Origin of the sequence: Chrysosporum bergii ANA360D (assembly GCF_029891735.1) — a bacterium.
Classification (GTDB): Bacteria; Cyanobacteriota; Cyanobacteriia; order Cyanobacteriales; family Nostocaceae; genus Umezakia; species Umezakia bergii.
Genome location: NZ_JANQDH010000087.1, coordinates 25,938 through 50,329, shown reverse-complemented (window position 1 = coordinate 50,329; position 24,392 = coordinate 25,938). Strand labels below are relative to the sequence as shown.

Genomic DNA, 24,392 nt, shown 5'->3' with positions numbered 1-24,392 from the left:
TTGGAACAGTGAAAACAGACAGCATATTTTATCGACTTTTTCAAGAATTTCCCAGCACCTTCTTTGAACTGATTGGTAATTCACCTACCACAGCCAACAATTATCAATTTTCCTCGGTGGAAGTGAAACAAACAGCCCTGAGAATTGATGGTGTATTTCTACCTCAATCCACCACTGAACCACCAATATACTTTGTGGAGGTACAGTTTCAAGCCGATGAAACGATTTACTCCCGGCTAATAGCAGAAATATGTTTATACCTGCGGCAAAATCAACCACGGAATAACTGGAATGCAGTGATTTTATACCCCAGGAGAAGCATAGACATAGCGGACACTAAACATTACCGGGAATTCTTCACCAGTCAAAGAATTAGACCTATTTACCTAGATGAACTGGGTGAGTCAAGATCCTTGCCCATTGGAATTGCTACAATTCAACTAATTATGGCATCTCCGGAAACAGCCATGAGAGAAGGTAGAGAGTTAATCCACAGAACTAAACAAGAAATTAACTCGCCACCGCAACAACAGCAATTACTGCAATTGATAGAAACAATTTTAGTGTACAAATTACCGAGAATGAGCCGGGAGGAAATAGAAGCTATGTTTGGACTAAGCGAGTTAAAGCAAACACGAGTTTATCAAGAAGCTTTTCAGGAGGGACAGGAAGAAGGAAAACGCCAGGGACAGGAAGAAGGAAAACGCCAGGGAGAGAGAGAAGGTGAACGCAAAGGAAAATTAAAAGCAGTTTCAGCAATGTTAGCCGTAGGTTTAACAGTAGAACAAATAGCCGCAGCTTTAGAATTAAGTGTAGAAGATGTCAGACAAGCTACACAACAGCCACCTGGTGGGGAGTAGAAAGAAAGCAAAAAAACATAACGTTGAGTTAATTATTGTTAATATTGGAAGCAGTGTTAGTACTTCGTTCTTGACTATCCATACCCTACCCTACCTAAGAGAAACTTGATGCTGCGACTAGAACATATCAGTAAAATTTATCCTACAGGCGAGGTTCTCAAAGATGTTAACTGGGAAGTCAAACCAGGCGATCGCATTGGCTTAGTTGGCGTTAATGGTGCGGGAAAATCCACCCAGCTAAAAATTATCACTGGGGAAATTGAACCAACCGCTGGCGAAATCATTCGTCCCTCCAGTTTGCACATAGCCTATCTCAACCAAGAGTTTGAAGTAGATCCAGCCCGCACAGTCACAGAGGAATTTTGGACAGTCTTTGCAGAAGCCAACCAAGTACAAATGTCCCTAGGGCAAGTACAGCGCGATATGGAAACGGCTACCCCAGAGGAACTGGATCAACTGATTAACAAACTAGATCGCTTACAGCGTCAGTTTGAAGCTTTGGATGGCTACAACTTAGAAGCACGCATTGGCAAAATTCTACCAGAGATGGGTTTTGAATCGGAAGATGGCGATCGCCTGGTCAGTGCATTCTCTGGTGGTTGGCAAATGCGGATGAGTTTAGGGAAAATTATCCTGCAAAAACCAGATTTATTGCTACTGGACGAACCAACTAACCACTTAGACTTAGAAACCATTGAGTGGCTAGAAAATTACCTCAAAGGTCTAAATACACCAATGGTGATAGTTTCTCATGACCGGGAATTCTTAGACCGCCTCTGCACTCAGATTGTGGAAACAGAACGGGGCGTTTCTACCACCTACCTAGGCAATTACTCGGCATACTTAGCACAAAAAGCGGAAAATCAACTAGCACAACTTAGCGCCTACGAACGCCAGCAGAAAGAAATAGAGAAGCAGCAAACATTTGTGGACAGATTTCGCGCTAGTGCAACTCGCAGTACCCAGGCAAAAAGCCGTGAAAAACAACTAGAAAAAATCGATCGCATAGAAGCGCCAGTAGCAGGCGTGAAAACCCTGCAATTCCGCTTCCCCCCCGCACCCCGTAGCGGAAGGGAAGTCGTGGAAATTAAAGATTTAACTCACATCTATGATGATAAAATCCTATTTTTGGGAACAAGTCTTTTAATAGAAAGAGGCGATCGCGTGGCATTTCTCGGACCAAACGGTGCCGGGAAATCTACGCTTTTACGGGTGATTATGGGGATGGAGTCACCCACAGAAGGCAGGGTCAAATTAGGGGATCATAACGTCATCCCCGGCTACTTTGAACAAAATCAGGCGGAAGCCTTAGACTTAAAGAAAACAGTCATGGAAACCATCCATGATGAAGTCCCAGACTGGAAAAATGAAGAAGTCCGTAAGCTACTAGGACAGTTTTTATTCACAGGTGATAGTGTATTTAAGTCAGTGGGTGCATTAAGTGGAGGGGAAAAAGCTCGTTTAGCATTGGCCAAGATGCTGTTACGCCCAGCTAATCTGCTGATTTTAGATGAGCCGACTAACCATTTAGATATTCCAGCCAAAGAAATGTTGGAAGAATCCTTACAAAACTATGATGGCACTGTGATTATAGTTTCCCACGATCGCTATTTTATCTCTCAAGTAGCCAATAAAATCGTAGAAATCCGGGACGGTGAATTTCGTGTTTACCTAGGAGATTATCATTACTACCTAGAAAAAATCGCCGCGGAAAAGGAACAAGCCTCATTAGCGGCAATAGCTGCTGAAAAGGCTGCTAAAAAAGCTGCTAAAGCCGCCAAGTCCTCTGGAAAAAGAAAATAACCAAACTGCTTATTAATAGCGGTTAAATAAGCAGAAATTCACTTGCGCTGGCGATTAGCAATGGTATTATTCGGATATTACAAAAAGTAAAGGGCAATTTGACTATGACCAAAGCACCTGTTGCTCCTGTGGTGCTAGTCATTTTAGACGGATGGGGCCACTGCGAGGACCAGCGAGGAAACGCTATTTTCGCCGCTAAAACTCCTGTGATGGAAAGCTTATGGAAAGCTTACCCCCACACCCTCATCAGCACATCAGGAAAGGCCGTAGGGTTGCCAGAAGGTCAGATGGGCAACTCGGAAGTAGGTCACTTAAATATTGGCGCTGGACGAGTAGTACCTCAAGAATTGGTACGCATCTCCGATGCGGTAGAAGATGGTTCCATCCTCGCTAACCCGGCACTTGTTAAAATCTGCCAGGAAATTCGCTCTGGCAATGGCAAGCTGCATCTAGTGGGGCTGTGTTCAGAGGGAGGGGTACACTCTCATATCAACCATCTCTTTGGACTACTGGACTTAGCCAAAAAACAGGAAATTTCACAAGTTTGTATCCATGCCATCACCGATGGTCGTGATACAGCCCCCACTGAGGCGATCACAGCAATTAAGCTATTGCAGCAGAAAATAGAAGAAAAGGGAATTGGGCGCATAGTCACCCTCAGCGGCCGTTACTACGCTATGGATCGCGATCGCCGTTGGGATCGGGTAAAACGCGCCTACGATGTGATGACACAAGATACTGCCATTGATGGTCGTCAGGCGGTGGAAATCCTAGAAGCATCTTATGCAGAAGGTGTCAAGGACGAGTTTATTAATCCAGTCCGCATTGCCCCTGGGGCTATAGAACCAGGGGACGGTGTGATATTCTTTAACTTCCGCCCAGACCGCGCCAGACAGTTGACACAAGCTTTCGTCAGCCCTGAATTTACAGGTTTTGCCAGAGAGCAAATTCAGCCCTTGTCTTTTGCTACTTTTACTCAATACGATTCAGACCTACTAGTAACTGTAGCCTTTGAACCGCAAAATTTGAGTAATATTTTAGGTGAAGTAATTGCTAATCATGGTTTGCGGCAGTTCCGCACTGCTGAAACCGAAAAATACGCCCATGTCACCTATTTTTTTAATGGCGGACTAGAGGAACCTTTTGTTGGGGAAGACCGAGAACTGGTAAGTAGTCCAATGGTAGCCACTTACGACAAAGCCCCTGCTATGTCGGCAGAAGCAGTTACAGATGTGGCCATCGCTGCTATTAATCAGGGTATCTACTCTTTGCTGGTGATCAACTATGCTAACCCAGACATGGTAGGGCATACTGGTCAAATAGAAGCCACCATCACAGCTATTCAAACCGTGGATCACTGTTTGGGTCGCTTACTTGGCAGTATCAGTAAAGCAGGAGGCACAGCAATTATTACAGCTGACCATGGTAACGCAGAGTATATGCTAGATGAAGAAGGTAATCCCTGGACAGCCCACACTACCAACCCAGTTCCCTTTATCTTAGTGGAAGGAGAAGCTATAAAAATCCCTGGACATGGTACAAACGTGCAAATGCGAAGTAATGGCAAATTAGCGGACATTGCACCCACCATTCTGGAGATTTTACAGATCCCCCAACCACCAGAAATGACAGGGCGATCGCTATTGATCCCAGCAGGATATGAGGTGCAGCGCACTCGCACCCCGGTCCAAGTGGGAATCTAAACAGCTTAGGAGTGAAGAGTGTTCTCACTCCTACACTTTTACTTGTCATACCAAGAAAGAAATTTGTTATAAGAGGGATTTACCATGACAATTACAAATGTTGTGCAAAGCGTTTGGGCACTTTCCGCCATTGGTTTAATTATTTTGGTGCTACTACATAGCCCCAAAGGTGACGGTATTGGAGCCATTGGCGGACAGGCCCAATTATTTAGCAGCACTAAAAGCGCAGAAGACACATTAAACCGGGTTACTTGGGTGCTGACGGTAATTTTTATGGGGCTAACAGTGGTTTTGAGTGCGGGTTGGTTACCCAAGTGAAAATAGGGAAATAGGATGATGGGCAAAAAAATCAATACCCAAAATCTAAAACCCGGTTAAAAATCAATACATTACCCTTACTAGCAGTTCTGGCTATATTAATTAGTGCAGGATTGCTAGTTGTTTCTATTAACCTGCCTTCTGTAGCCATCCCAGCAAGCACCGGCTTAAAAGTTTCTCCCCCCCCATCTGCTCATCCCCTACCGCCCACACTGGCGCAATGGCAAGATCAAAAAAATAGTGGTGACTACTTTGACCAAGTGGAAACAACCCAAGTAGGTTATTTAGTCTGGTGGCAATTTCCTGTGAAACTGTATATAGAAACACCAGAAATAAAAAATAATACTTATGCTCAAAAATGGTTTAACACTGTTTTTAAAACTGTGCAAGAGTGGAATGCTTACTTACCCTTAATGGTGGTGCAACAGCGGGATATTGCTAATATTGTTATTTTACGAAAAGCCCCGCCCCTGCAATTTTCCCCCGGTGATGGATTTCCCCGGGCGCGTTCAGCACAAACAAGTTATGAATTATATACAGATGACAATGTTTTATGCCACCGCTTTACTATTTTATTAAGTCCTAGCCAAACAGGGGTATATCTAGAAGCAGCAGCCCGCCATGAACTCGGTCACGCTTTAGGAATTTGGGGACATAGTGATTTACCAACAGACGCTTTATACTTTTCTCAAGTTAGCCACCCACCCCCTATTTCTCCCAGAGATGTGAACACCCTAAAGCAGGTTTATCAACAACCCACTTATTTGGGATGGTCATTGGTCAAAATAGAGGGAACAGGGAATTAGCGATTGCTTCCCGCACTGCGCTTCGCTTTAGTCATTGGCCATGAGCAAGATGGATATTTCATGCTCTGGGAATTAGAGACATAGGCTGCTGTGCTAGGACTTCTTGATATAATTCTTCTAGCTGGCTAATATTTTTACTCAAAGTATAGCGCTCTAATACGCGCTGTCTAGCTTTCTGCCCCAATAGGGCGGTTAACTCAGGATGATCTTGGAATAGTGGTAATAATGTTCTTAATTGCGATCGCGCAGTTTTAGTACTCAAAATCACACCAGCACCCCCCTCTAAAACTTCTCCATCTGCACCCACATCTGTGGCTAAACAAGCTATTCCACATGACATTGCTTCTAACAAAGACAAAGACAACCCCTCCACCAGTGAAGGCAAAATAAATACATCTGCTCCGCGTAAAATTTCGATACGTCGCTGTTCCTCGGCCACAAATCCCAACCAGATAATCCCTGACTCTAAACCATAGAATGGTTCCAAAGAAGACTTCAAAGGACCATCTCCCACAATCAGCAACTTACTGCTACTCTTCATTTGTGATTGCTTCCAGGCCCGTAACAGAGATTCAACGCTTTTTTCTGCTGCTATGCGACCTTGATAGACAAACAAACGTTCTGCTTGAAACTCGGACTTAACTGTAGAATCTCCCGGAGAGAACTTAGCAGTATCAACTCCATTGGGAATTACAACTACCTTTTTTTTCCTTACACCCATACGGGCTAACAATTCTCGCTGAATTTGGGAAAATACAATCACGCGATCGTAATGACCCAGAAAAGGTGCGTAGAGTTGATAAGCTAAAAGCTGTGTTCCGGAAATAAATTTTGCTCCTTTTCCCGCGAATGGTGTGTGAAAAGTAGCAATCAGAGGTAAATTCAATTGTTCACAAATTTCCGGTAGCACAAAGTCCAGGGTAGATAAAGTCAGGGAAGCATGGACTATATCTGGCTTAATTTCCCGTAACGACTCGGTTAATAATTTGGTCGCCTTAAAACTGGGAATTGTGTAAACCTGAGATTTATAGATAAAGGGTAGGGAAACTTCTTGGAAATTTGGCCAATTGTCAGGTTCAGGTTCTTCTTGGGCGAAGTGAAGAAAACTAACTTGGTGTCCCCGGTCTAGCAAGGCATTTGTAACTTCTCGACCGTAGGTGACATTACCACAAAAAGGTGATTTCTTTCCAATCCAGGCTATACGCATTCTTTATTAGTTATCAGAAAAGCAGGTTTGATATATCATTTTTGAGGTGCTTGTCTTTAATCCTGTTGTAATTTTCGGCTGCTTAAATTGCATAAAAATCCACACTACCCCAGTTAATAAGCCAAGCTTTTTTATGATTAAATCACTACGTTGACGCAATGTAATTATAAATATTAACTTGTTAATGACTTAACTCTAATAGGATATTAGTATGACTAATATCAAGTTGATAATTAGCAAGTCTATTGATAGTCTATGAAAATTTTTCCTTGAACTATTCTACCATGAAAGTACAAATTTTTTAGCAACTTGTGATCGCCGGAATGTATTGAATTATAGTTACCTCAATGACGACAACTACTGAGGGGAGTTATATAGTGTTAATATACCTCCTAAGAACACAGTGCCAGCCAATAGCAAAAAAACTGCCTGTAATCCCATCAAGGTTTCAGCTACACCAGCTAGTGCTAATGGCAAAGTCAGGGCAATATTAATGACATTATTTTGCAGACCAAACACCTTACCACGCATTTCTGGAGGAGTTTCCGTTTGGATAGTGGTTTGCATGGGAATACCCACCAGCGCCCCAAACACACCTAACAAAGCTACTAACAGCAGAATGATTGCCAACTGTGTTGTAAATATTGATAGACCCATCAAAGTTCCTGACATCCCTAAGCAACCACAGAAACTTATTTGGGAGTAGGAGAAGCGTTGACCAAACTGACCGAGAATTGTCGCCCCAGCAGCCATACCAATCCCACCAAATGCCAGTAAAAAACCAAACTGAGATGGTTTTAAGTTAGGAATTATTTCTGCCATCCGCACAGCGAGAACAGTTAAGGCTGCAAACACAGAAAACAAAATAGTCAGTTGTAGTAAAGCATTACGAACACGAGAATTAGCTTTGAGGTAAGAAAAACCATCCCGCAGGTCAGAGAAGACGTGAGGAAATTCTGTCTTGGGGGGGTGGGGTTTTTCTTTAGTTACCAACAGCAATAAAATAAATCCTGCCATGGCATAAGCACCACCTACTAACAGTTCTTTACCGAGTCCATCAATACCACCAATTTGTAGCCAAATTTTATCAGCGATCGCTAAGAGTGGTTCACCAATGGCAAACCCCACTATCACCGATGCCATCATTGTTGTAGTATACAGGGAATTAGCTGAAAGTAAATGCTGTTCTTCTACTACTAAGGGAATTGCTGCTTGTTCAGCAGGAGCAAAAAACTGTGTGAGTGTGGACACCAAAAAAGTCACCGCCAAAATAATGCCAAAACCTACTGGTAAAATACCAATGGGCTGCCAATCATGACTCAACCACAACAAAAAGGGAATAGATAAAACCAAGATCCCCCGCCAAGCATTGGTTGTGACCAGTACAGTTTTTTTCGACCAGCGATCGACAAATACACCAGCCACCGAACCAAACAGCACAGCAGGAATTGTAAAAGTCATCATTAAAGCTGATACCCAACCGCTAATACTTTGATCACTCCCCTGGAATTGAGTATTAATCAAACCAATCATTAGCACCAAATATACTTTATCAGCCATCTGGCAAAAAACTTGACCACCCCAAAGAGCGAGAAAATTGGGATTTCGTAACACGGGTAATAACCCTTGCTGTTGATTATCTTCTGATCCTGTTCCACCATCAGCACCAGACCCATCTATTGCTAGTGGTTCTGTTTCCTCAACCGTGGCTACTGACAAACTCTTGCCATTACCATTGATGAGGGTTAGAGATTCTTTGGTAACATCTGTTTTCTGTTCCTCATTTGGAGTCACATCTTCTCCCGGCTTGTCTTGGTTCTTTATTTGGCTGTTTGTAGACTGAGGAACAGCAATCAAATGATTTTTGCCTGTAGAAGCTGATGTTTTAGTCTGGTTTTTCGTGTAACTTGGTGACAAAGGTAAGATTTTTCTATCCACATCAGAGGGTTGCATCATGGTTAGCAGCAAAATAAGAGTCAATTAAGGTGGCAGAACGAATAGGGCGACCTAAATGATATTGAGCATACTGGCGCAAAATCTGCTCAACAGACAACCAGTTGTAATTTTTGGGGGTATCCATTGGTATTATCTCTGGTTGTGTTAGTTGTTGAAGCATAGTTAGTTCTGTAGCATTTAAGCGACAAGAAATTACTGGTATATCTTGTCGATGAACAACTGTTTGATAACCAGAGGTTGAGTTATGGGCTGATGAAGTGACACAAGGGTTAAGTTGATCTTTTCGCAAATTTTCCCAAGCTTGTAAACAGACTGTACCACCTGCCGGAACACTAAATCCCACTCGCCAGTTCGGGTCTGTAAAATCTGGGCTTAAGGAATGCTGATTTAAGCAACAGACCTGTACTTGAGGTGACAACCCTGCTAAAGCAAAAAATTCAAACACTCCATGAGCCAAGTAAGCATAAATACTAAATTTATCTGAGGGCAATACTTCCAATTTATGAAGATATTTATTTAGTAACTCATAAAGTTCTGTTTGCGGTTGTTCACTCAAAGCCTGACACAGGACTATTTCTGCCAAATACTGACCTGCGGCCAGTTTCCCCAAATCTTGAGCTAGACCCGGATAGGTTTTTACAGTTTGCGCTTGTGTAATTTTGTCAAGCGATCGCCCTTTGGCTATCAGTAATTCATTGACCACAAATATACCAGTCCTGCCGCCCAGGCTAGAGTTTTGCTTGCGTGCCCCTGGTGCCACTGCTCGGATTAATCCGAATTCTTGTGTCAAAATAGTCACTATTTTATCTGATTCTCCCAAGATTTGGGCTTTGAGATTAATCCCAGTTGCTTGATAAGTTCTACTCATTAGTCATTTGACCAAGGACAAAAAAACGCATGATTGGAACCTTAGACGATAAACAGCCCTTAGTTCAAGATATGGGGTTAAGACCTAGGCAATTTTAGGAAATTTTAACTGGTAAAAGTTCCTAACCACTCCACTAAATGTCAGCGAGGACATGGAAAATACTGGTTTAAACTCCTCCCATTGATTGGTGGGGTGTCTGACCCTTTTCCAGGTTATCGCGCTGGCGGAGCAAATGGATACTCCGGGACGTGCCTAATCTAGTAGCACCAGCTAAGATTAACTCCATAGCTTCATTGTAGGTGCGAATACCCCCAGAAGCTTTAATTCCCATGCTCTCTTTTGTGATTTCCTTCAATAGCCGCACATCTGCCACAGTAGCACCACCATTCCAACCCGTACTAGTTTTTAAGAATACTGCCCCTGCTTCCATAGATATTTCCGCAGCCAGTTTTTTTTCAGCATCAGTCAGCAGGTTGGTTTCCAAAATTACTTTGACATTTTGCCCAGTTGCTTGGCAAATTTCCGCAATTTCCCGGTGAACCGCTTCAGTTTTGCCAGCCTTCAACCAACCCAAGTTGATCATGACATCAAGTTCAGTCGCCCCATTTTCCGTAGCTTCTTCTGCCTCATACAGCTTAACAGCGGAGGTTGTCGCCCCCATAGGAAAGCCAATTACCGTACAAACCCGGGGCTGTTTACCGTGGAGCAGTTCTGCTGCTTGCTTCACATAGCAGGGGTGAAGACAAACCGCCGCAAAATTAAATCTATACGCTTCTTCACACCATTGCTCAACCTGCTCGGTGGTAGCAGTTGGCATCAACAGAGAATGATCGATAAATGGCGCAATATCAATATCAGTGTAGTCTGCTGCCATTGTGTGTTTTGCCAATCATAGTCATTGATTATTACAGTTTATAAAAAATTGTTATTTTTTTTATATTATATATTAAAGCATATTTATTACACTCATAGCAAACTTTTCCAAAGTGAGGTACATTTTTAGCGGGACTGTGTTAAGCAGCGAGCAGGATGCTCGCACTACAAGACGATCATTTACATTTGTACCTCACGCTTATTGAGAAAGGCTATATTAAAAAATCAAGAATAGTTTGGGCTAATGCTCTTGATGCCAAATAAGGTACACCATTACCAATGGTTTTAAACATATTGGTCAGCGACATATCCTCTGGAAGAATAAAATTTGCAGGTAAAGACTGAATAGCTAAAGCCTCCGCCACAGAAATGCGCCGGATTTTATAGGGATGTAAATGTACTTCATTATTACCATAGCAAGCTGTGGGAGAATAACGCCATCTGTGTAGACGTTTAAATGATTTTTTATAAACATCTCCCTCATCAACCACAGCAAATCTGGCTATACCAGACCTTGGTTTAAAACAATGTTGAGTATTGGGATGATTCAACACATCATTTTTTCTAAACCAGTGTTCAACTGTTAGTTGTTCAGGTATACCATCAGGGCAAGGTTTGATAGAATCTTGTTGGAAGGTTTCGCACTTCTGCCAAGGACAATTAAAAACCTGTTCTTGAGGATATAAAATTTTATTTTGCCAATTAAAATATCCCTCAGCTATTAGTTTACTCCCCCCCATATCCTTGAGGAAATTGTTTCTGAATCCAACCAGAATAATTCTTTCTCTATCCTGGGGTACACCGTACTCAATGACATTAATTAACTTTTCTGTTAACTGATAGCCTGCTTCCCTTAATTGCTGCTTTAGTGATTCAAAAAATAAGCGATGTTTTTTTGTGCGCCATAAACCTTTGACGTTCTCAAATAAAAAGAAGTCTGGCAAATTGCGACAAATTAATTCTATGTAAGACCCGGAAAGTTTACCGTTATCTCCTAAATTTCCTTTATTTTTTCCCCCGATGGAAAAATCAGGACAGGGGGGTCCACCAATGAAGCCAATCATATGATGAGACTTACGGCAATGTTTAACTAAATCACAGAGGCGTTGTGCTTCCACCCCTTCCATCAGTTGTCTTACATCTCCTGCTTCTCCATCGTGATATCCATATTCTGGCTCTGGGAGTTTCATAATTTCCCGCGAATAGCGGTATGCTTCCATAAATGGTGTAAATATTTCGTTGACGTAGACAATATTAAAACCGCTGGTTTCAAAGCCTAAATCAAGAAAGCCTGAGCCAGAAAAAAAGGAGAAAACACAAGGGTAAACACTCATAAAGATTAAGTTCAAAATTATCCCACAAGTTCAGCCTGTCCTTGTGTTGAGAAACGCTTTACACCTTGTTTGACAAAGCCTGGTAAAAAACCCATTTGCTGGTTGCGCTGAAAAACGCCTGACAAGGTTTGGCGTAAATTGTCAAAATTGAAAGCATTTCCCGACTCTAAAGATACTTCCTGCTGGGCAAAATATTCCACTAAACTTAACCCGGCTACTCTGGTCAGGTAGGCTGCACTCACACCCTGCACTGCACCACCAGCAACAAAGGTAACAGCATTACTTTTCAGAACAGTGCTAACAGCTTTTGTAGAAAGTTCCACTAAACCCAATTTCACTATCAAACTTCCCATTGTTCCGGCTATGGTTTGGGCTTGTTCTAGGGAAAACTTCTGTTGATAGATGTGACCTAAATCTATGACCATTTGAGCGTTAATGGCCGCAGTGGCGAGAATATCTAGGGCTGGTACTGGGTTGGCAAAAGCAGCCGCCGCAGTTATCCATTGATATTGTTCAATAATAGGGGCGGCGCGATCGCTCCTAATTTGATTTAAACAGTTTTTCGCTTCAGCCTTCAACAAGTTGGCTTTTCTCAAAGTAGTTGTCCACACCAGGTGTTGTCCTTGGTTTGCCAAAACTTGAATTAGCTGTTGTGTTAATTGCTGGGTATCTGGGGTTGGTTGTTCCATCCACTCTTGCACAGTACCATTAGCTTCATGTTTCCGGACTTTGATGGAGACGGGAGAGGCTGCGGTGGCTATTACATTTTCCCCCAGGCGCTGTTTTAATGACAGGACAATACCAGCACGTTGATCTGCTAAATACTGGTCTTGTTTGTTTAAAACTAAAATAGCTGGTAGATTTGCGGCTTGTAACTGCTGTAGGCTTTGAAATTCCGAGTCTGTCAAATCACCGTTAGTGACAAACAACAATAAATCAGATTGTTGCACTTCTGTTAAGATGGCTGCATCTGAATCTTGAGCTAATTCTCTAAATAAAGGCTTTGTTTCCCAAAATTTGACTTTTTGCTGTGTTTCTTGCCATCTGCTAGACTCTAGCACTTGAATTAAACTGCTTTTACCTACAGATTTACCACCAGTCACAGCTACTTGAATTTCTTGCCTGTCTAATTCTCCCAGCAGTTGGTCAACTTCTGCTTCTAATTTCTTTACGTCCGGGTGGTGTTCTGCTTCTATTGCCAGTTGGTTGATTATGGTTTTGGTAGTAGCGATCGCACTTGCCACCATTCCCCGCTCTACCACCATACCATTTAGCTGCTCTAAACTTTTTTGTTGGCGATGTTGCTGGAATAACCACCAACCACCACCCACAGCAAAGGCACTAAATAAACCAAATTCACTCAGCTGCACTATAGAATCATGCCAGCTTTGTAATATCCACAGGGAAAAGGATAGTCCCAAGCCTCCCACCAAAATCGGTCGCTGCAACTTCACAACCATGATTCTCCGCGCTTGTTCCAATGGTGTTTCTTTCAGAATAGATCAAAATATAGATATATATTCTGCCTTTTGATAAAACAAGACCCTGGCAACTCCAAGGTTTACAGGGTCTTGTTTCTTTTATTTGGTGGCGGGAAGTGGATTTGAACCACTGACCTTCGGGTTATGAGCCCGACGAGCTACCAGGCTGCTCTATCCCGCGTCGCCTCTTCACTTCTCTAGTATAAACATAAAGTTTGAAGTTTGGCAACTATAAAAATGATAATTCTCCAATTACTTCCAGACGCTTGTATTTTCCTAGAGTCATAAACCTTTCTGAGAGGCTTTCGGCGGCGCTGGGACTAATCCAACCCATTTGTTGGAGCAAGTGAATCGCCACGGCATATTTTGCTCGTTTGGCCCCATCCATGACTTTAATAGTCAATCCCATGCCTTCACCCAGTCTGCCAACACACTGCACTCCTTCTGCACCGGATTTACTAACCAGTTCCCCAGGAGCTAAACGCATCAGTTCCGTGTCGAACTCCCCTTCTCCCGCCACCATTGCTGGATGATGAGTCATGGCCCGGACAATGCGCTCCATATCCACATTGTTACTAGAGGCTAAAATTGCATACAAAGAAGCCATTTGACTGATTTGCATCAGATATGTTGGTGCGCCGCAATCGTCATGAGCGCTGAGAAATTCCTCAGATGGCATTCGCAGCAATTCTGCCACTTTACCCAAAATTAACTGCTGTACTGGGTGTTTACGTTCCAAGTAGTTATTTAGCGGCCAATGACGTTGTTGACAAACAGCTAACATTCCCGCGTGTTTACCAGAACAATTGTATTCTAGTGGGCTTTTTTTTCCTTGAGGAATGGGACATTGCAGTGCTGTGGGGTCAAGGTCAGCCCGCCAAAGAATATTAAATGCCTGTCTTACCTGTTCTATTTTTCCTTGGTGAGAACTGGCGATAATGGCTAAATCGCGATCGCTGAGATTATAACGTTCTAGTGTGCCTGTAGTGGTGACTGCCAGCGCTTGAAATGGCTTCAGTGCTGATCGGACAAATGCAGCAGTTTCTGAATTCCCGGCAACGGATAAAACCCGTCCGCGTTCGTCGCAGACAACAGCCTGGACTATGTGCTGCGATTCCACAATTCCTTCCCGTAGTAGCCGCACTTCTAGGGGTGTGGCTTGAGTTCGTTTTCCCATTGTCATGGGTTAATGCTTATCACCTTTTTTTATTAATTTGTACAATACGGCGGTCATGAAACTACCGTACAAAACCGCCTATTTGACTTTTGACTGCCAAAGGGGGGTATTAGTTGCTATTTACTAGTGATTAGTAGTTAAATACTAATCACAAATGAGGATTTATGACAATAGTTGCCAAACTATAGTACCAATCACGAACATTCCCGCCAAGGCAGCCAAGGTAAATTGTAACCGTTGCAAAATTGGTTTGATTTCGTAGGTGACAATTAAGCGATCGCGGACAATTACCTCTTCTGGCTTAGTCCAAGTTTGGCCGTCATACCAGCCAGACTCTTCATAAAATACCGTGGAATTGTAGAGGCGATCGCGCACGTACATCCAGCCCAACCACAACCGCACTAGTACCAACACCACCCCTAAACTTGCTCCTGCAGCACCACTGAGCAGAAAGTGGGCTAGTTGCTTTTGTGGGGGAAAACTAACCGCTGCTACTGGACCTGCCACCACCCAGGATAAACTCCAAATCCAAAGCATTTTTGTGATATAATCCCGCCTATTTAAGATGCAATCACAAAACAGCCAGGATGTTTTTAACTCTTCGTATTCATTGAGCGGTTGTTGCTCCATGGGAACTGGACAATGATTAACCGAAGGTCTAATCATTTTGGCTTACCCCCGCTTTGATTAGAATTTGCCAGGGAAATACGTTCTGCATGAACCCAGAATGCTTCTAAATTATAAAATTCTCTTTCAGTGGGCATCATAATGTGAACAATCACTTCGCCGTAATCTAGCAACACCCAACTACTATCGGCTTTTCCTTCTGTTCGCAAGGGTCGTCGTTGCCAATCACTTTCTACTTTAGCTTCTATTGCCTCGGCGATCGCCCTGACTTGTACCCTAGAGTAGCCCGTCATGATCACAAAGTAGTCTGCTAGATAAGATACATCTGCTACCCTCAGCAATAAGATATCATCGGCTTTGCGTTCTGCTCCTGCTTCGGCGATAGTAACAGCTAAATTATCACTCACCTCTTGGGTTTCAGCCTCTAGTCCTCGGAGTGCATTCTTGATCTCTGAGACAGACTGTAATGGGAAATTTCCTTGGAAATAATCAGACATTAAACCTCAGGTGTTGTATCCCTTTTGTTACATTTTTTCCAATCACTTACTTGCAAACAACAAAATTGAATGGCAAGTGTATGTGTTGGTTTTTTTGAATACTAACAAAAAAACAGGTGTCTATGGGGCTGGCTGAAGACTAATAGGATATATATCTTAATGGTGGTACAAATCAAGCAATCACCTTGGCAGTGTCTCTAAAGCTGACCCATTGTCAATATATATTCAATATATATATAATTTGAGACATTTCGCCACACCAGGTTATCGATTTGAAATACTGCCAGGATTTGAGTAACCAAGCAAAACCCTAAACCTCCTGCTTGCTCACGACTTGAGACTCAATTCCTTGACTACTTGCTATCACTGAGTAAAACAAATCTTCATAATTATTTAAGGCTTGCTCAAAGGCGTATTGCTCTACAGCATATTGACGACTGTTAAGACCTAACTCTTTTACTTTTTCGGGGTGATGGTACAAGTCTAAAATTGCTGTTGCTAAAGCGTCAGAATCTTCAGGGGGGACAATTACCCCCCCTTTGCTTTCTCTCACAGCTTGTGCTGCTGTGCCATTTTCGGGTATAGATGCCACCAATGCCCTACCACTGGCCAGTAGAGATTGAATTTTTGATGGCATATTGAAAGACACTACATTTTTCTTTTGCACCACCAAACCAACATCCGCAGCTGCTAACATTTCTGGTAACTGCTTCCGGGGTTGAAACGGCAGCAACAAAACGTTATCAGCATCACACTCTAAACAATGTTTTTGTAGTCGCTGTAATCCTTTGGCTTCACCCACAATCACAAAGGCAATATGAGGGATGTGCCGCAACAGAGAAGCGGCTTTAATCACGGTTTCTAAACCTTGTGTCAGACCAATGTTACCAGAATATAGCGCTACAAACTTGCCATTGAGATTATGTGCCGCACGAAAAGGATTATGTTCGGTAGAGAAGGGACGGATAAAATTCACATCAACCCAGTTAGGAATTTGCTCGATTTTCTCTGGTGGTACACCTTTGGATATCAGATTTTCCCTGAAGCCATCAGCAATAACGCTAATTTTTGTAGCGGTGCGATAAGCAAATTTTTCTAATGCAGTAAATATTTTGATCAGTAATTTATTTTTCAGCAGTCCTACATGAATGGCCGCTTCCGGTAGTATATCTTGAAGATTTAACACCACAGGACAACCCCTCACCCATCCTAAAAGGGCAGCGGGAACACACACAGGTAGTGATGGTGAAGTTGAGAGAATCACATCTGGTCGCCAACCCAGCAGGGCTGGTAAAAAGCTGGTCACCACAAAACTAGCATCTAACAATACTCGGTCTAACAAATTGGGTTGGGGACGAATTAATATATAGCAGCGATGGATTTGCACATTATTTTTGTATTCATTCAAATACCACTTACCCCGATAACCCTCGTAAATTTCCCGTTCAGGATAGTTAGGCATGGCAGTAATTACCCGCACCTGATGTCCAAGCTTGGCTAGTCCTTCCGCTAGTTCTGTCATCAGTGGGGCTATGCCAATTGGTTCTGGATGGTAGTTGTAAGAGTAAATTAAAATACGCATAGAAAATTATTGAGAAGTACCCTGGTTGTTTTCGTTCGTGAGCAGATTTTTGGGAAAATTTTTATTTTCCACTTTGATACTGTCATATCTAATTCTCTCTTGAAAGTGTCTCTTAAAACAGCGGTTATCATTGAAGATTCAGTAAATTTTGTAATCCTTACTTAAGTGTTTTTAATTGTAATCTGGTTAACAAAAACTCAAAAAATAGTGTCTATTTTCCGGTTTTATCTCAGTGTTTTACCGAAAAATATGTGAGCCACATTGTGAATATCAATCAATATATATTGACGAAGAGTATAGAAGACCGTATTCAGCCTGACTTTTATTGATGTGTTAAAAATTCGAGAAATTGCTGGTAATAAGCTGAGTAAGAAAATCATTCTTCTATCAATTCAATAGTTGACAGGTTGATTTGTAAATCAGTAAATATATTTAAGTACATTTATCGGTAATACCATAAATCCATGACTGGAGGTCACCAGACCACCCATGTTGCTATGAATGGTGTATTTTCTTCTGTTACACCATGGCTTTTACATACTTCAAAAATTTTGTCAACCGTGGGGATACTGGTCAACAAAAGAGGTGCCGTCAGTTATCATAGAGGATTTTTCCCCACGAATGAGGCGAATCATCACTGAAATAGCTATACTCCAAGGTGATACCCTCACTATATACTGAAGTTTTTTAGGGCTGGATTTTATGACATCCTACGCAACCTCCTTTGCCAAGGCGGAAATGAGTGAACTGCGGCGGTTAAAAGGCTTACTACCGCCAGAATTACAAAGCTGGGTCACGGTTGAAGGTACCACCGAGGTTAATCCACCTATGATCCGTTGCGAAGAAATTGGTAAAGACCAAGTGGAAATTCAAATCGACTTGGTGAAATGGGATGCTCTAGCAATGGATCAGCGTAATCTGCTATTCTGGCATGAAGTTGCTCGCATTCAAAATGATACTATTCCCAAAGATGGCTGGGAAATGGCAGCATTAGCCATTGGTTTAGGCGGTGCTGTGGGCGAATTGTGGGTACAGGATGGATTATTGCTAGTATTAGCCTTGGCTTTATGTGGCGTTTCTGGCTGGCGACTGTATCAAAAAAATAATGGAGAAAAGCAAATGAAAGAGTTGATCCTTGCTGATGAAAAAGCTATCACTCTGGCGACTCGCTTTGGTTATAGTCTCCCTAACGCCTACAAAAGTCTGGGTAGTGCTTTAAAAACTATGATTGATAACACACCCAGCAAGCGCCAACGGTCTCGCTACGAAGCCAGACTGTCTGCCCTCAAACGCAGCGCCAACAAGGCAAAGGCTAAATCTAGGACTACGGATGAAGCTGGACTGTAGAATGCAGTCTATCTCTGGGATGGGAAATACCCATCCCCAAATTTGACTACAGCTGATTTAACATTTTATGGGTCTGGGGGATAACCCGCACTTGTGCCACAAACTGCTTCATTAAAGCTTGCCACATCAAAACTTTTTCTGGAGCAGGTGCTAGTACAGGTGTTTCATTTAGTTGTTCAGAGGCTGGTAAGGGGGTAACAGGTTGTAAAAATACGGGGATATCTGGGCTGACACCTGCCACTAAGTCACCAGAACGTTGTAAATCATCTGGGTTGGTATTTTCAGCAATAATTATCTTGACAAAAACTTCTAAATGTGCATCCCAACATAATTGTAAAAATTTCGTATGTTCTGCCCAGAGGGTTTCGCCACTCACACTAGGCAGTTTTAAATCCATGCCCACAGAGTCTAGGTAGGGTAAAACCATGGACAACTGCTCAAAGCGATGTCCGCCTGACTCTAAATATATGGGTAAATCGGTCAGCGATCGCACTTGGGGCAAAAATTCTTTTAAAAAAGCTGCATGAAGAAGGGGTTCACCCCCTGTCAAGCTAATGCTATCGTGTAGAGAAGGTAAGTTTTGCCTTTCCACCCATTGCATTAAAATGGGCAGTGGGACAGGGTTTAAGTGAATTTCAAAGTCACGCAATCCAGGCGATCGCTCTACCCGACAGGTAGTCGGAGCATTCCAAGTGTAGGCGCTATCACAAAAGTGGCAGCGCAGATCACAAAAAGCAAAGCGAATAAAGATTTGGCGTGTCCCTACATTCAGTCCTTCCCCTTGAATGGCAGAAAAGACCTCAATCAGGCGTGCGGTAGGTTGAACCGTAGTTTTAACAGTCATGGGATAATAACAGCGCCATGGCGCTGGCTAGGCACAAAACAGGAGATAATACTTTACTTACTTCTGCTTCTATTGTGAATTGTCCCTGGCAATTTCCGCTCCCATTGTCATTAACTAACCATTGGTGTTTATACCTACTAATTAATTAATGTTTCTATAAAGTTACGTAAATTACCAGGGTAAAATAATTTTTGGCAGTTTAGTTTAAACTTACATAGCAACGAAAGTGCAGAGCTTCATGACTAGCCAACCCACACAGGAAGACTTTCCAGTTAGTTCCTTCCAGGAAACTATGATAGTGCAGGTTCCAGCGCGGTTAAGCGTGCTTGAAGCAGTAGGCTTTAAGCAGACCTACCAAGATTTAACCGAAGAAAATACACTCCCAAAACAAATTATCATTGATTTTCACCAAACCATATTTATGGATAGTAGTGGTTTGGGTGCTTTGGTGAGTAATTTCAAAAATTCCCAAGAAAAAGGAATCACCATGACTTTGCGGAATGTCACCCCTCAAGTCATGGCGGTGCTAAACCTGACAGGATTAGACAAAGTTTTTTCCATTGAGTCTATCGGCGAAGAATTACCCATAGAAACTGACAAACCTATAAATACTCTCAAAACTCATTCTGCCAAAGTAGAGCCACTACCCACCCCCACCACTCATCCCTCGGTAGCATCTTGGATGAAAAGATTCATAGATGTTATTGGCGCATTAGTAGGTTTGGTAATTACGGGATTTTTGTTTATTCCCATTGTCATCGCCATTCAAATTGATGATCCCGGTCCCATTTTCTTTGGTCAAATTCGCTGCGGTTGGATGGGTAAACGTTTTAAAATTTGGAAGTTCCGCTCTATGTGCGTTGATGCTGAAGCCAGGAAATCCCAAGTTGAGAATCAGGTCAAAGGTGCTTTTTTCAAAAACGATAACGATCCCAGAATCACGCGGGTAGGGCGGTTTTTGCGGCGCACTAGTTTGGATGAATTACCGCAATTTTGGAACGTCCTCACAGGAGACATGAGCTTAGTGGGTACTCGACCACCCACACCTGATGAAGTGGAACGCTACGAAATCCCAGAATGGCAACGTTTAGATGTTAAACCCGGTATGACTGGAGAATGGCAAGTTAGTGGGCGATCTACGGTACGTAGTTTTGAGGATGTAATTCGCCTAGATTTAAAGTATCAAAAAAATTGGAGTTTACTGTACGATGTGAAATTGATTTTGAAAACAGTGGTAATTCTATTTAATAAAAATAGTGGTGCTGTTTAGTTAATTGCTTTCATTTGGCATTTTTAGCGATTCCCAAACTTTTGATAAGTTTGGGTATTGCTGTGTTTGGCTGGATTCAGCTATTGGTTAGGCATTTTCAAAAATTTTAGATTCCCCATGATCGCCCTTACTAAGGGGGACTTTGATAGTTTCAGGACTTACGCAACATTGTGTATTTTTCTGGATTACATTTTGAAATGCGTAATGAAGTGAGTCATTTGGGCTTACTTCTAGATCATCAGGTATTTTATTAATATTTCTTAATATTTCTTAATATTTCTTAATAATCCATTAGGTGATTTGATATATTTTCTGCTATTATACAAGGAAGTTTAGGTATAAAAAGAATTATTCACAACTTCAAATAAAATGGTCAATCAACTTTACTATGGGGACAATTTAGAAGTTTTAAGACGTTACATTAAAGATGAGTCTGTTGACTTATGTTATATTGATCCGCCATTTAATTCTAAACGCAATTATAACCAAATTTATAACAATGTTGGCAAAGAGGATCAAGCCCAAGCTCAAGCATTTGTTGACACTTGGCAATGGGATGATCACGCTAATCAGGCGTTAAGTGAAATTCTTACCAATTATCATGGTTTATTTACTAAACAATGTGTTGATTTAATCTCTGGTTTAAAAAAAGTTTTAGCAACAGGAAGTTTACTTGCCTATTTAGTGAGTATGGCTTTAAGAATAACAGAGATTCACAGGGTTTTAAAACCGACGGGTAGTTTTTATTTACATTGTGATCCTACTGCTAGCCATTATTTAAAGTTAATTTTAGATGCGGTTTTTTGCTCTCAGGGTGGGGATTTTCTGAATGAAATTGTCTGGAAACGTACATCAGGTCATAGTGATTCTGGTAGGTACGGTAATGTTCATGATGTTATTTTTTACTATTGCAAAAGTCCAAAGAATACCTGGAATCAGGTGTATCAACAATATGATGAAAACTATATAGAAAAATATTACAGATATCAGGATGAGGATGGTAGAAAATGGATGTCAAGTGATTTAAGTGCTGCTGGACTATCTGGTGGTGGTTATCAATATGAATGGAAAGGAATAGTTAAACTTTGGAGATGTCCAAAGGAAACTATGGAAAAACTTGATTCTGAAGGTAGAATTTACTATACAAGAAATCGTATTCCTCGAATCAAAAGATATTTAGATGAAAGTAAAGGATTACCCATGCAAGATACTTGGAATGATGTGGAAGCTTTGCGTTCTTGGCATAAAGAACTACTAGGTTATCCGACACAAAAACCAGAAGCACTATTAGAAAGAATAATCCAAGCTAGTTCTAATGAAAATGATATAATATTAGATGCTTATTGTGGATGTGGTACAACCGTTGCAGTTGCCCAAAGACTAGAAAGACAATGGATAGGAATTGATATCACCTATCAAAGTATTAGTTTAATATTAAAAAGATTAGAAGATAGTTTTGGTTCACAGGTTTTACAAACAGTTAAACTCCATGGTATTCCCAAAGATATGGAAAGTGCAATAGCATTAGCCAATAAACCAGACGATCGCACACGTAAAGAATTTGAAAAATGGGCAATCCTAAACTACACTAATAACAGAGCAGTGATTAATACTAAAAAAGGTGCAGATAAAGGTGTAGATGGAATTGTTTACTTTCAGGGTGATCAAGATGAGCCTGAAAAAATAATTTTTCAAGTTAAATCGGGTAAAGTTAAGTCAGGGGATATCCGAGATTTACTAGGAACAATGACCATAGAAAATGCTAGCATAGCCATATTTATAACTTTAGAAAACCCCACTAAAGAAATGCTGAAAACAGCCAAATCTGCGGGGATATATCAAAGTAAATACATGAGTCATAGCTGCGATAAAATTCAGATTGTCACAGTTGAGGATATTATTAATAATAAACAAAGATTAAATATTCGTTTAAGTTATGAAGTTCTTAAAAGTGCTGAAAAACAAAAAGAAGTAAAAGTTCATCAAACAGAGTTAGATATTTAATTGTACAGAAAATACATATATAGTATTTCTCAATAAGCGTGAGGTACAAATGTAAATGATCGTCCTGTAGCGCAAGCCTACTTCGACTGCGTTCAGCAGAAGTCCTGCTTACTAATGATGTACCTCACTGGGGCAAAATTCGCCTTAATTTGTATAACCAGGTGTTACCGCATATCGTAGCCGAACAAATTGGGATCTACCTCAGTTAAGTTTAAATCTGCCAAACCATATTCAGCCCATCGTTGATCTACTAAGGCTGCTGTGTCTGGATCTGATTCTAAGGGGGAACCCCAAGGATGATCCGTTTCTGGTGGAATTTTGGTGGTAGCATCAATTCCCATCCGTCCACCTAAACCAATTTTCTCACTGGCAAAATCTAAGCTGTCAAAGGGAGTGTGGGGGAGAATGAAAACATCCCTGGAGGGGTCAACTTTGGAACTAATAGCCCATACCACTTGACGCGGATCACGAATGTTGATGTTTTTATCTACAACAATGACAAACTTAGTATAGGTAAATTGGGGTAAGGCACTCCAAAATGCTAAGGCCGCCCGTCGGGCTTGTCCAGGATATGCTTTGTCAATGGAGATAATGGCTGCTTTGTAACTCAAAGCTTCCATTGGTAAAAAGAAGTCCACAATTTCTGAGACTTGTTGTCGTAATATAGGGGTGTAAATGCGATTAAGTGCAATGGCCATCATTGCTTCTTCTTTGGGTGGACGACCGCTAAAGGTAGTTAAATAAATTGGGTTTTTGCGGTGGGTCATGCACTGAAAGCGCACCAATGGCGAATCTTCTACGCCTCCGTAGTAACCCATGTGGTCACCAAAGGGACCATCTGGTAAAACCTCCCCTGGGGTGATGGTTCCTTCTAAAACAAATTCCGAATCTGCGGGAACTTCTAAATCTACGGTTTTACATTTTGCTAAGTTAACACCAGAACCGCCATAAAGTCCCGCAAATAACCATTCTGATAAATCTACAGGGATGGGTGTGGCAGCAGCCATGATAATTAAAGGATCTACACCCAAAGCGATGGCAATTTCTAATTTTTTGCCACATTCTGCGGCTTTGCGTAAATGCCTCGCCCCTCCCCGCACTGATAACCAGTGAACAGTCATGGTATTTTTAGATTGCAGTTGCAAGCGATATACACCCACATTAGGTGTACCCGTCTGACAATCCTTGGTAATCACTAATCCCAAGGTGATAATCTTGCCTGCGTCACCAATATAAGGACGTATTAAGGGTAACTTGTTTAAATCTAAATCATCGCCTGTAGTAACCACTTGCTGACAAGCCGGGAAAAGGTCTCTTCCTGGTTTGGCCTTAAGCACATCAAAGAGGACTTTGCCGAAATCAATGGCTTGGGAAATCTTTTTGGGTGGTTTTGGTTGTTGCAGCATACTCAGCTTTTGACCCAAGGTTTCTAACTCTTGTGGATGCTGCATATTCATAGCCCAACATATCCTTTCTACTGTCCCCATTAAGTTCACCGCTACGGGAAATGATGCCCCTTTGACGTTTTCAAATAACAACCCTGGACCACCTCTTTGCAGCATTCGGTTGGAAATTTCGGCAATTTCTAATTCTGGGTCAACCAAAGCTGGAATTCTCTGTAATTGTCCTCTTTCTTCTAGAATTTTGATGAATCCCCTTAAGTCTCTTGCCATTTTTCTTATAAATGCCATATTTTATACATTTTACTATGCTTATTGTACCATAAAGCTTTTATTTATCTAAAAAATGGGTTGAAAACCCCGTCCTTATTCCAGCATATGATGGATTTGGGATTTTACTTAAGTAAAGTTATTTATATAACATTTACTCAACAC

The 24,392-nt window shown here is 41.7% G+C and carries 20 protein-coding genes and 1 tRNA gene; 8 read left to right on the top strand and 13 right to left on the bottom strand.

Annotated elements, in window-relative coordinates; translation table 11 throughout:
- Positions 1-8: 8 nt before the first annotated feature.
- The 5 genes from NWP17_RS13025 to NWP17_RS13005 all read left to right on the top strand — a co-directional run bounded on the left by NWP17_RS13025 (position 9) and on the right by NWP17_RS13005 (position 5,490).
- Positions 9-860 carry an Rpn family recombination-promoting nuclease/putative transposase gene (locus NWP17_RS13025; RefSeq protein WP_280655324.1) on the top strand — a complete coding sequence of 284 codons (852 nt, stop codon included), beginning with the start codon at positions 9-11 and terminating at the stop codon, positions 858-860.
- 108 nt (positions 861-968) lie between these two features.
- Positions 969-2,663 carry an ABC-F family ATP-binding cassette domain-containing protein gene (locus tag NWP17_RS13020; RefSeq protein ID WP_280655320.1) on the top strand — a complete coding sequence of 565 codons (1,695 nt, stop codon included), beginning with the start codon at positions 969-971 and terminating at the stop codon, positions 2,661-2,663.
- Between the two features lie 104 nt (positions 2,664-2,767).
- Positions 2,768-4,366: a 2,3-bisphosphoglycerate-independent phosphoglycerate mutase gene (gene gpmI / locus NWP17_RS13015; RefSeq protein ID WP_280655319.1), complete on the top strand. Its 1,599-nt coding sequence runs from the start codon at positions 2,768-2,770 to the stop codon at positions 4,364-4,366.
- An 84-nt stretch (positions 4,367-4,450) separates the two neighbouring features.
- Positions 4,451-4,684, top strand: coding sequence for a preprotein translocase subunit SecG (gene secG, locus NWP17_RS13010; RefSeq protein WP_280652119.1), 234 nt, complete (start codon positions 4,451-4,453; stop codon positions 4,682-4,684).
- Between the two features lie 113 nt (positions 4,685-4,797).
- The gene (locus NWP17_RS13005) at positions 4,798-5,490 is read left to right on the top strand and encodes a peptidase (protein WP_425332662.1); all 693 of its coding nucleotides are present in this window, start codon (positions 4,798-4,800) and stop codon (positions 5,488-5,490) included.
- A gap of 58 nt (positions 5,491-5,548) precedes the next feature.
- On the opposite strand, the gene NWP17_RS13000 is transcribed toward NWP17_RS13005, so the two are convergent.
- From NWP17_RS13000 to NWP17_RS12950, 11 genes are all read right to left on the bottom strand, one after another.
- A complete protein-coding gene (locus NWP17_RS13000; protein WP_280655318.1) occupies positions 5,549-6,697 on the bottom strand; it encodes a glycosyltransferase family 4 protein in 1,149 nt (382 codons plus the stop codon).
- Positions 6,698-7,054: 357 nt separating this feature from the next.
- Positions 7,055-8,650: an MFS transporter gene (locus NWP17_RS12995; protein WP_280655322.1), complete on the bottom strand. Its 1,596-nt coding sequence runs from the start codon at positions 8,648-8,650 to the stop codon at positions 7,055-7,057.
- Positions 8,637-9,521: a DNA repair protein RecO gene (gene recO, locus NWP17_RS12990; RefSeq protein WP_280655317.1), complete on the bottom strand. Its 885-nt coding sequence runs from the start codon at positions 9,519-9,521 to the stop codon at positions 8,637-8,639. Before recO ends, NWP17_RS12995 begins: the two co-directional genes overlap by 14 nt.
- 166 nt (positions 9,522-9,687) lie before the next feature.
- Positions 9,688-10,395, bottom strand: coding sequence for a deoxyribose-phosphate aldolase (gene deoC / locus NWP17_RS12985; RefSeq protein WP_280655316.1), 708 nt, complete (start codon positions 10,393-10,395; stop codon positions 9,688-9,690).
- Between the two features lie 211 nt (positions 10,396-10,606).
- On the bottom strand, positions 10,607-11,728 hold the full coding sequence (locus NWP17_RS12980) for a DNA cytosine methyltransferase (protein ID WP_280655315.1): 1,122 nt from the start codon (positions 11,726-11,728) through the stop codon (positions 10,607-10,609).
- 17 nt (positions 11,729-11,745) lie between these two features.
- Positions 11,746-13,188, bottom strand: coding sequence for a YcjF family protein (locus NWP17_RS12975; protein ID WP_280655314.1), 1,443 nt, complete (start codon positions 13,186-13,188; stop codon positions 11,746-11,748).
- Between the two features lie 125 nt (positions 13,189-13,313).
- Positions 13,314-13,390, bottom strand: a tRNA-Met gene (locus NWP17_RS12970).
- A gap of 48 nt (positions 13,391-13,438) precedes the next feature.
- The gene (locus NWP17_RS12965) at positions 13,439-14,392 is read right to left on the bottom strand and encodes an asparaginase (RefSeq protein WP_280655313.1); all 954 of its coding nucleotides are present in this window, start codon (positions 14,390-14,392) and stop codon (positions 13,439-13,441) included.
- Between the two features lie 156 nt (positions 14,393-14,548).
- Positions 14,549-15,052: a CGLD27 family protein gene (locus NWP17_RS12960; RefSeq protein ID WP_280655312.1), complete on the bottom strand. Its 504-nt coding sequence runs from the start codon at positions 15,050-15,052 to the stop codon at positions 14,549-14,551.
- Positions 15,049-15,510 (bottom strand): ribosome silencing factor, encoded by a 462-nt coding sequence (gene rsfS / locus NWP17_RS12955; protein WP_280655311.1) that lies wholly within the window; start codon positions 15,508-15,510, stop codon positions 15,049-15,051. Before rsfS ends, NWP17_RS12960 begins: the two co-directional genes overlap by 4 nt.
- Positions 15,511-15,820: 310 nt before the next feature.
- Positions 15,821-17,092 (bottom strand): glycosyltransferase family 4 protein, encoded by a 1,272-nt coding sequence (locus NWP17_RS12950; RefSeq protein ID WP_280655310.1) that lies wholly within the window; start codon positions 17,090-17,092, stop codon positions 15,821-15,823.
- Between the two features lie 702 nt (positions 17,093-17,794).
- Here NWP17_RS12950 and NWP17_RS12945 point away from each other — a divergent pair.
- Complete coding sequence (locus NWP17_RS12945) at positions 17,795-18,439, top strand: DUF3318 domain-containing protein (protein WP_280655309.1); 645 nt, start codon at positions 17,795-17,797, stop codon at positions 18,437-18,439.
- Between the two features lie 46 nt (positions 18,440-18,485).
- Here NWP17_RS12945 and NWP17_RS12940 read toward each other — a convergent pair whose 3' ends face one another.
- On the bottom strand, positions 18,486-19,283 hold the full coding sequence (locus NWP17_RS12940) for a 7-carboxy-7-deazaguanine synthase QueE (protein WP_280655308.1): 798 nt from the start codon (positions 19,281-19,283) through the stop codon (positions 18,486-18,488).
- A 214-nt stretch (positions 19,284-19,497) separates the two neighbouring features.
- Between NWP17_RS12940 and NWP17_RS12935 the strand changes: the two genes are divergently transcribed.
- The gene (locus tag NWP17_RS12935; protein ID WP_280655321.1) at positions 19,498-20,553 is read left to right on the top strand and encodes a sugar transferase; all 1,056 of its coding nucleotides are present in this window, start codon (positions 19,498-19,500) and stop codon (positions 20,551-20,553) included.
- 369 nt (positions 20,554-20,922) lie between these two features.
- Positions 20,923-22,557: a DNA methyltransferase gene (locus NWP17_RS12930; RefSeq protein WP_280655307.1), complete on the top strand. Its 1,635-nt coding sequence runs from the start codon at positions 20,923-20,925 to the stop codon at positions 22,555-22,557.
- A gap of 164 nt (positions 22,558-22,721) precedes the next feature.
- Here the strand turns inward: NWP17_RS12930 and NWP17_RS12925 are convergent, their stop codons facing one another.
- Positions 22,722-24,230: a UbiD family decarboxylase gene (locus NWP17_RS12925; RefSeq protein ID WP_280655306.1), complete on the bottom strand. Its 1,509-nt coding sequence runs from the start codon at positions 24,228-24,230 to the stop codon at positions 22,722-22,724.
- Positions 24,231-24,392: the final 162 nt, after the last annotated feature.

What these genes read in the sequence shown, in the direction of transcription:
- NWP17_RS13020 (WP_280655320.1), top strand. Translation starts at nt 969, where the DNA reads ATGCTGCGACTAGAACATATCAGTAAAATTTATCCTACAGGCGAGGTT.
- gpmI (WP_280655319.1), top strand. Translation starts at nt 2,768, where the DNA reads ATGACCAAAGCACCTGTTGCTCCTGTGGTGCTAGTCATTTTAGACGGA.
- secG (WP_280652119.1), top strand. Translation starts at nt 4,451, where the DNA reads ATGACAATTACAAATGTTGTGCAAAGCGTTTGGGCACTTTCCGCCATT.
- NWP17_RS13000 (WP_280655318.1), bottom strand. Translation starts at nt 6,697, where the DNA reads ATGCGTATAGCCTGGATTGGAAAGAAATCACCTTTTTGTGGTAATGTC.
- NWP17_RS12995 (WP_280655322.1), bottom strand. Translation starts at nt 8,650, where the DNA reads ATGCAACCCTCTGATGTGGATAGAAAAATCTTACCTTTGTCACCAAGT.
- recO (WP_280655317.1), bottom strand. Translation starts at nt 9,521, where the DNA reads ATGAGTAGAACTTATCAAGCAACTGGGATTAATCTCAAAGCCCAAATC.
- deoC (WP_280655316.1), bottom strand. Translation starts at nt 10,395, where the DNA reads ATGGCAGCAGACTACACTGATATTGATATTGCGCCATTTATCGATCAT.
- NWP17_RS12980 (WP_280655315.1), bottom strand. Translation starts at nt 11,728, where the DNA reads ATGAGTGTTTACCCTTGTGTTTTCTCCTTTTTTTCTGGCTCAGGCTTT.
- NWP17_RS12975 (WP_280655314.1), bottom strand. Translation starts at nt 13,188, where the DNA reads ATGGTTGTGAAGTTGCAGCGACCGATTTTGGTGGGAGGCTTGGGACTA.
- NWP17_RS12965 (WP_280655313.1), bottom strand. Translation starts at nt 14,392, where the DNA reads ATGACAATGGGAAAACGAACTCAAGCCACACCCCTAGAAGTGCGGCTA.
- NWP17_RS12960 (WP_280655312.1), bottom strand. Translation starts at nt 15,052, where the DNA reads ATGATTAGACCTTCGGTTAATCATTGTCCAGTTCCCATGGAGCAACAA.
- rsfS (WP_280655311.1), bottom strand. Translation starts at nt 15,510, where the DNA reads ATGTCTGATTATTTCCAAGGAAATTTCCCATTACAGTCTGTCTCAGAG.
- NWP17_RS12950 (WP_280655310.1), bottom strand. Translation starts at nt 17,092, where the DNA reads ATGCGTATTTTAATTTACTCTTACAACTACCATCCAGAACCAATTGGC.
- NWP17_RS12945 (WP_280655309.1), top strand. Translation starts at nt 17,795, where the DNA reads ATGACATCCTACGCAACCTCCTTTGCCAAGGCGGAAATGAGTGAACTG.
- NWP17_RS12940 (WP_280655308.1), bottom strand. Translation starts at nt 19,283, where the DNA reads ATGACTGTTAAAACTACGGTTCAACCTACCGCACGCCTGATTGAGGTC.
- NWP17_RS12930 (WP_280655307.1), top strand. Translation starts at nt 20,923, where the DNA reads ATGGTCAATCAACTTTACTATGGGGACAATTTAGAAGTTTTAAGACGT.
- NWP17_RS12925 (WP_280655306.1), bottom strand. Translation starts at nt 24,230, where the DNA reads ATGGCAAGAGACTTAAGGGGATTCATCAAAATTCTAGAAGAAAGAGGA.